This is a genomic window from uncultured Fretibacterium sp., from assembly GCF_938030725.1.
Classification (GTDB): Bacteria; Synergistota; Synergistia; order Synergistales; family Aminobacteriaceae; genus Fretibacterium.
Map to the genome: position 1 here is coordinate 1 of NZ_CALHIQ010000149.1, position 5,168 is coordinate 5,168.

Annotated in this window: 5 protein-coding genes and 1 pseudogene; all 6 read left to right on the forward strand. The window is 60.1% G+C overall.

Annotated elements, in window-relative coordinates:
* A partial coding sequence (gene rlmD / locus Q0629_RS08500) for a 23S rRNA (uracil(1939)-C(5))-methyltransferase RlmD (protein WP_298781387.1) occupies positions 1-1,082 on the forward strand: 1,082 nt, incomplete at its 5' end.
* Between the two features lie 230 nt (positions 1,083-1,312).
* The gene (locus Q0629_RS10190) at positions 1,313-1,690 is read left to right on the forward strand and encodes a lecithin retinol acyltransferase family protein (RefSeq protein ID WP_366123266.1); all 378 of its coding nucleotides are present in this window, start codon (positions 1,313-1,315) and stop codon (positions 1,688-1,690) included.
* A 27-nt stretch (positions 1,691-1,717) separates the two neighbouring features.
* A pseudogene (locus tag Q0629_RS10195) lies at positions 1,718-1,903 on the forward strand (lecithin retinol acyltransferase family protein); the annotation flags it as partial.
* Between the two features lie 238 nt (positions 1,904-2,141).
* The gene (locus Q0629_RS08505) at positions 2,142-3,767 is read left to right on the forward strand and encodes a Na+/H+ antiporter NhaC family protein (protein WP_298781390.1); all 1,626 of its coding nucleotides are present in this window, start codon (positions 2,142-2,144) and stop codon (positions 3,765-3,767) included.
* Positions 3,768-3,782: 15 nt separating this feature from the next.
* Positions 3,783-4,778 (forward strand): arginine deiminase family protein, encoded by a 996-nt coding sequence (locus Q0629_RS08510; protein WP_298781393.1) that lies wholly within the window; start codon positions 3,783-3,785, stop codon positions 4,776-4,778.
* Positions 4,779-4,847: 69 nt separating this feature from the next.
* The coding region (locus Q0629_RS08515; RefSeq protein ID WP_298781395.1) for a lyase family protein at positions 4,848-5,168 on the forward strand (321 nt) is incomplete at its 3' end.

Sequence of the window (5,168 nt, forward strand, 5' to 3'; positions counted from 1 at the left end):
ATCCCCTGCAGTTGAAGCTGAAGGCCGATCTGGTCCGCGACGCCATGACGCGCATCGGCGGCTTTTCCCCCGACCTCCTGAATGGGCTGGAGTGCGTGCCCTCGCCCCAGAGCTGGGGCTACCGCAACAAGGCCTCCTTTCCCGTGCAGTCCATCCACGGGCAGATCGTCACGGGCTTCTACCGTGCGGGCACCCACCGGCTGGAGCGGCTTCAGGAGTGCCCCGTCAACGCTGCGCCCTTGAACGCCCTCTACCGTACCGTGCTGGGCGGCTTGAAGGACCTGCCCTTCGACGGCTACGACGAGCGGACGCAGGAGGGCAAGCTGCGCCACATCGTGATGCGCGCGGGCCTCAACACGGGCCAGACCCTCCTGTCCTTCGTCCTGAACGGACGCCTCGCCGCGCGGGGCATCAAGGCGCTGGCCGTCCTGGGCGCCAGAGCCCGCCCCACGACGCTGACGCTGAACCACAACTCGCGCCCCGGCAACGTCATCCTGGGCCCCCACACGGAGGCCCTGTCGGGAGACGGCCGCATTGCAGAGAAGCTGGGTCCATGGACCCTGGCCTTCGACACCACCTCCTTCTTTCAGGTGAACACGGCTCAGGCGGAACGCCTCTTCCGCTACGCCGTCCAGCAGGCGGAGGACGCGGGGGAGCTCCTGGAGCTCTACAGCGGCGTCGGCTCCATGACCTGTTACCTAACGGAGCGCGGCGCCGTCACCAGCGTGGAGGAATGGCGCAGCGCCGTGCAGATGGCGGAGCGCAATCTGAAGGCCAACGGCCTGAACGTGCGGACGCTCTGCGGCCGTGCGGAGGACGTGGTGGAGGAGCTTCACGGAGGCTATGGCGCCGTGGTGATGGACCCGCCGCGCGACGGCTGCGCCCGCCCGGTGCTGGAGGCCGTGGCCCGCTTCGGGGCGCCGCGGGTGGTCTACGTGTCCTGCAACCCCGCGACGCTGGCCCGCGACTGCAAGATTCTCTCCGGGCACGGCTACCGGCTTCAAACCGTCCGCGCCTTCGACATGTTCCCTCAGACGGCCCACGTGGAAACGGTCGTGCTGATGTCGCGGGGCAAGAATTGACAGGTCGTGCCGTATCGCGGGGCTTTTTGGGAAGGCAACCTCAGCGCTGTGGGCAAATTTTGACTTGGTTCAGCCTGACCTTTACCCTTGCGTGCAAATCAGTTCCTCACCTTGCCCGTGCTTTGCGTTCCTGTGGATTTGGGATTTCGCACAGAGGACATAGTAAACAAGAAGTTGAGAAAGATAAAAACTATGCAGTACAATGAACTACACAAAAAGGAGATGAATTTATGCCATTTTTTATTTTTAACAGAAGGAATAAGTCATCGTCGGAGACGCTTAAAAACGGGGATGTTATCAAGGTCGATCGGAAATTTTATTATCATTACGGAGTCTATGTTAACAAAGGCAAGGGCAAGGTTATTCACTATACTGGAGCTGAAGGCCCGAACGATTTCAAGGGCAAGGTGCGAGAGACATCTCTCAAGGAGTTTTTGAATGGGGCGTGTAAAGTGAAGGTTTGCCTTTTTCCAAAGGAATTGGACAACGTTGATCAACTTGGTCGTCTCCCCACAACTGAAGTACCCATTCCCTGCTCTCAAAGTGTTGCGCCAAACTTGGATTCATTCGAGAGAAATTCACTAAAAAGGTTGCTACGGTCCCTGTAGGAATGGTCAAAGAAAAAGAGAGCGTCAGGTTATCATCTCTACTCCGGCGAGGAGACCGTCAGACGGGCCAGAGGTGAATTGGGCAAGGAGGAATATAACCTTGTCACCAATAACTGCGAACACTTTGCAATATGGTGCAAGACGGGCCTAAAGGAATCTTCACAAATCAATAGATTGATAGATATTATATTGACTGAAGATGCTAGATTGTAAATCTGAAGGCGGAGATAGACGAACGATCCGTTTTTAAAAATTTCTCCTGCCCGAAGATTATTTCACTCGCGTTTCACATCCCAGCAAACGCAAGATATTCCTATCGCCTTGAGGAATTGACGTTATGGCCCTATAATGATGCGAAGGTCAAAAGCGCCCCGCCCTTTGTCGGGACGTCGGTCCGCTGCATGGCCCCAAGAAGGGAGGAAACATCTACAAAGGCAGCGTTTCCGGACCTGTGCTCTTGTTCGTCGGCTTTCGTCATCCGGGGGAGATCATCGCCCCGGCATTCTTCAAGGAGGTGCTGTACGTGGACTATGGCTTTTTGTCGCTGGTTCCGCCGGTGCTCGCCATCGCGCTGGCGGTGCTCACGAAGAACATCATCGTTTCCCTTTTCGTCGCCGTGTTCGTCAGCTCCGTGATCCTGGCAGACTGGAACCCCTTTCTCGGACTCACCCGCATGATCCACGATTACATGTTCAACGCCGTCGCAGAGGACATCAACATGCAGGCGCTTTTCATGATGGTGGTCATCGGTGGATTCGTCGCGCTCTTGACGAAGTCCGGCGGCGCCAGCGCTTTCACCTCGGCGGTCACGCGGCGCATCGACACCCGGGCCAAGTGCGAAACCGGCATCTGGCTCGGCGGGCTTGCCATCTGGTTTACCGATAACGGGAACTCCCTCATCGTCGGCCCCATCTTCGAGGCTCTGGCGGAGAAGCTTCGGGTGTCCAGGGAAAAGTTCTCCTACATCCTGGACTGCACCACCTCCCCCATCTGCGCCCTGATCCCCATCATCGGTTGGGGCGTCTACACCATGTCCCTGATTCAGCCGGAGCTGGACAAGGCAGGGATCACAACCTCGACGGACCTCAGCGTGTTCATGGCCGCCATTCCCCTGAACTTCTACGCCGTCCTGACGCTCTTCATGGCCGGACTGATGGCCGTCACGCAGTGGGACTACGGCCCCATGCTCAGGGCGCAGAACAGGGCGATGAAAGCGGGCGAAACCATTCGTGCTGGCGGTACCCCCATGCGGGCGGAGGCTCAGGCCGACGACCTGCCGGCAGGCGTGACCCCGAAGATCTACACCATGGTGGTTCCCCTCGTCGTGCTCCTGACCGTCATGTTCTCGTACCTGACTTACAAAGGCCTCTGGCACACCAAGGTAGCCGGATCGGAAATCCGAACGGGCGTCGCAGCAGGATTTATGGTCGGGACCATCGTCCTGATCGTCATCTGCGTCCTGGAAAAGATCTTCAGCTTCAACCGCTGCCTCAGCATCATCAGCGGCGGCTGGGCCAACATGATGTTCATGTGCGTGGTGCTGGTCCTGTCCTGGTCCCTGTCCGGCGTTTCCAGCGCGATGGGCACGGCGGGCTACCTCCTCCGCGTCACCGAGGGCTGGCTCAACCCCTCCATCCTGCCCCTTCTCCTCTTCCTCATCGGCGCCATCATGTCCTTCGCCACCGGGACCTCCTGGGGCACCATGGCCGTCCTGTTCCCCATCGGGCTTCCCATGGCCATCAGCCTGAACGTGTCCCTTCCCCTGACGTCAGCAGCCATCATCAGCGGCGGCCTGTACGGCGACCACTGCTCGCCCATCTCCGACACCACCATCCTGGCGTCCATCGGCGCGGCCTCCGACCACATCGACCACTTTGAAACCCAGATGCCCTACGGAACCACCTGCGCAGCGATCAGTGGCGTCCTGTTCCTCGTCGCCGGATGGCTCCCCAGCGCAATCATGCTCGTCCTCGGCGCAGTGGCGCTGACCGCAACGGTCTACGTCCTGCACAAGGCGTCCGTCCGTAAGATAGGACAGATCAGAGTGCCCGGCGGTGAAGCGGGAAAAAACCTCTGAAAGGACAACGGTAAGATGCCGAACATAGCGAAAACGATGATCGACCTGGACGCTCAGCTAGCACACGGACAGGAGATGGCCAACGTCAAGGCCATTCCCGGCGAGCGATGGTTCCCCCTGGAAACCCGCATCGAGGAGGACTTCAAGGAGTTCTGGGGGGGCGATTGGGGCTGCTCCTCGGAGTACTCCAGGCTGAGGTCCGTCCTGCTCCACAGGCCGGGCAAGGAGGTCGAGGGCTTTGACCCGGGGGCGGTCCGCTTCCGAGAGGCAGTGGACCCCGAGAAATTCCGCAGCCAGCACGACGCTCTGGCGCAGTACTACAGGGACCACGGCATCCAGGTGTTCTACACCCCCGGCGTCCGTGAGGACCGGCCCAACGCCGTGTTCTGCAGGGACAAGCTCTTCATGACGCCGGAGGGCGCCATCATCTGTCGCCTGGGCATGGCGGAGCGCCGCGGCGAGGAGCGCTACGTGGCGCAGGCCTGCGCCGACCTGGGCATCCCCATCGTCAAGACCATCGCCGGAGATGGGCTCTTCGAGGGGGCCAACGCCATGTGGGTGGACCGACGCTGCGTCATCCTCTCCCTGTCGGTACGGGCCAACCGCAGCGGCTATGACCAGATGGCGTCGGAGCTGACCCGACAGGGGGTGACCGACATCATCCCCATGCAGATACCGTACGGGCACTGCCATATCGACGGCCTGCTGAACATCGCGAGCGAGGACACCGTACTGCTCCACGCCATGCAGGTCCCCTACGAGGTGGTGGACCGGCTGAAGAAGAAAGGCTTCAATGTCCTGGAAACGCCCTCCCTGACCGAAACGAAATACGGGTACGCCACGAACTTCGTAGCCATCGACAACGGTCACGTCGTCACCAGCAACCAGGCACCCCAGGCCGTGGAGCTTTTGGAGAGAAACGGCATCCAGGTCGACGTGCTCGACCTTTCGGAGCTGAACAAGGGCCGAGGGAGCGTCCACTGCATGACGGCATTCCTCAAGAGGGACTGACGCCGGCTCTCAGGCCGAGCGGTGCAGGTGATCTGAAAATCGTGTGATAGTGATGAAGGAGGACGCTCAATGGCTTTATGGGCTGGAAGGTTTGAGAAGGACATGGACCAACTCGTCAAGGAGTTCAACGCCTCCATCGGCTTCGACGTGAGGGCATACCGCGAGAACATCGAGGGGAGCATCGCCCACGTCACCATGCTGGCGAAACAGGGCATCGTGACGGAGGCCGAACGGGATGCGATCGTCGCCGGCCTCGAGAGGATTCGCGAGGGGCTGGATGCCGGAACGATCCGCTTCACCGTGGAGGACGAGGACATCGCCATGGGCGTGGAGGCTCGCCTCATCAAGGATACGGGAGACGTCGGCAAAAAACTCCACACCGCCAGGAGC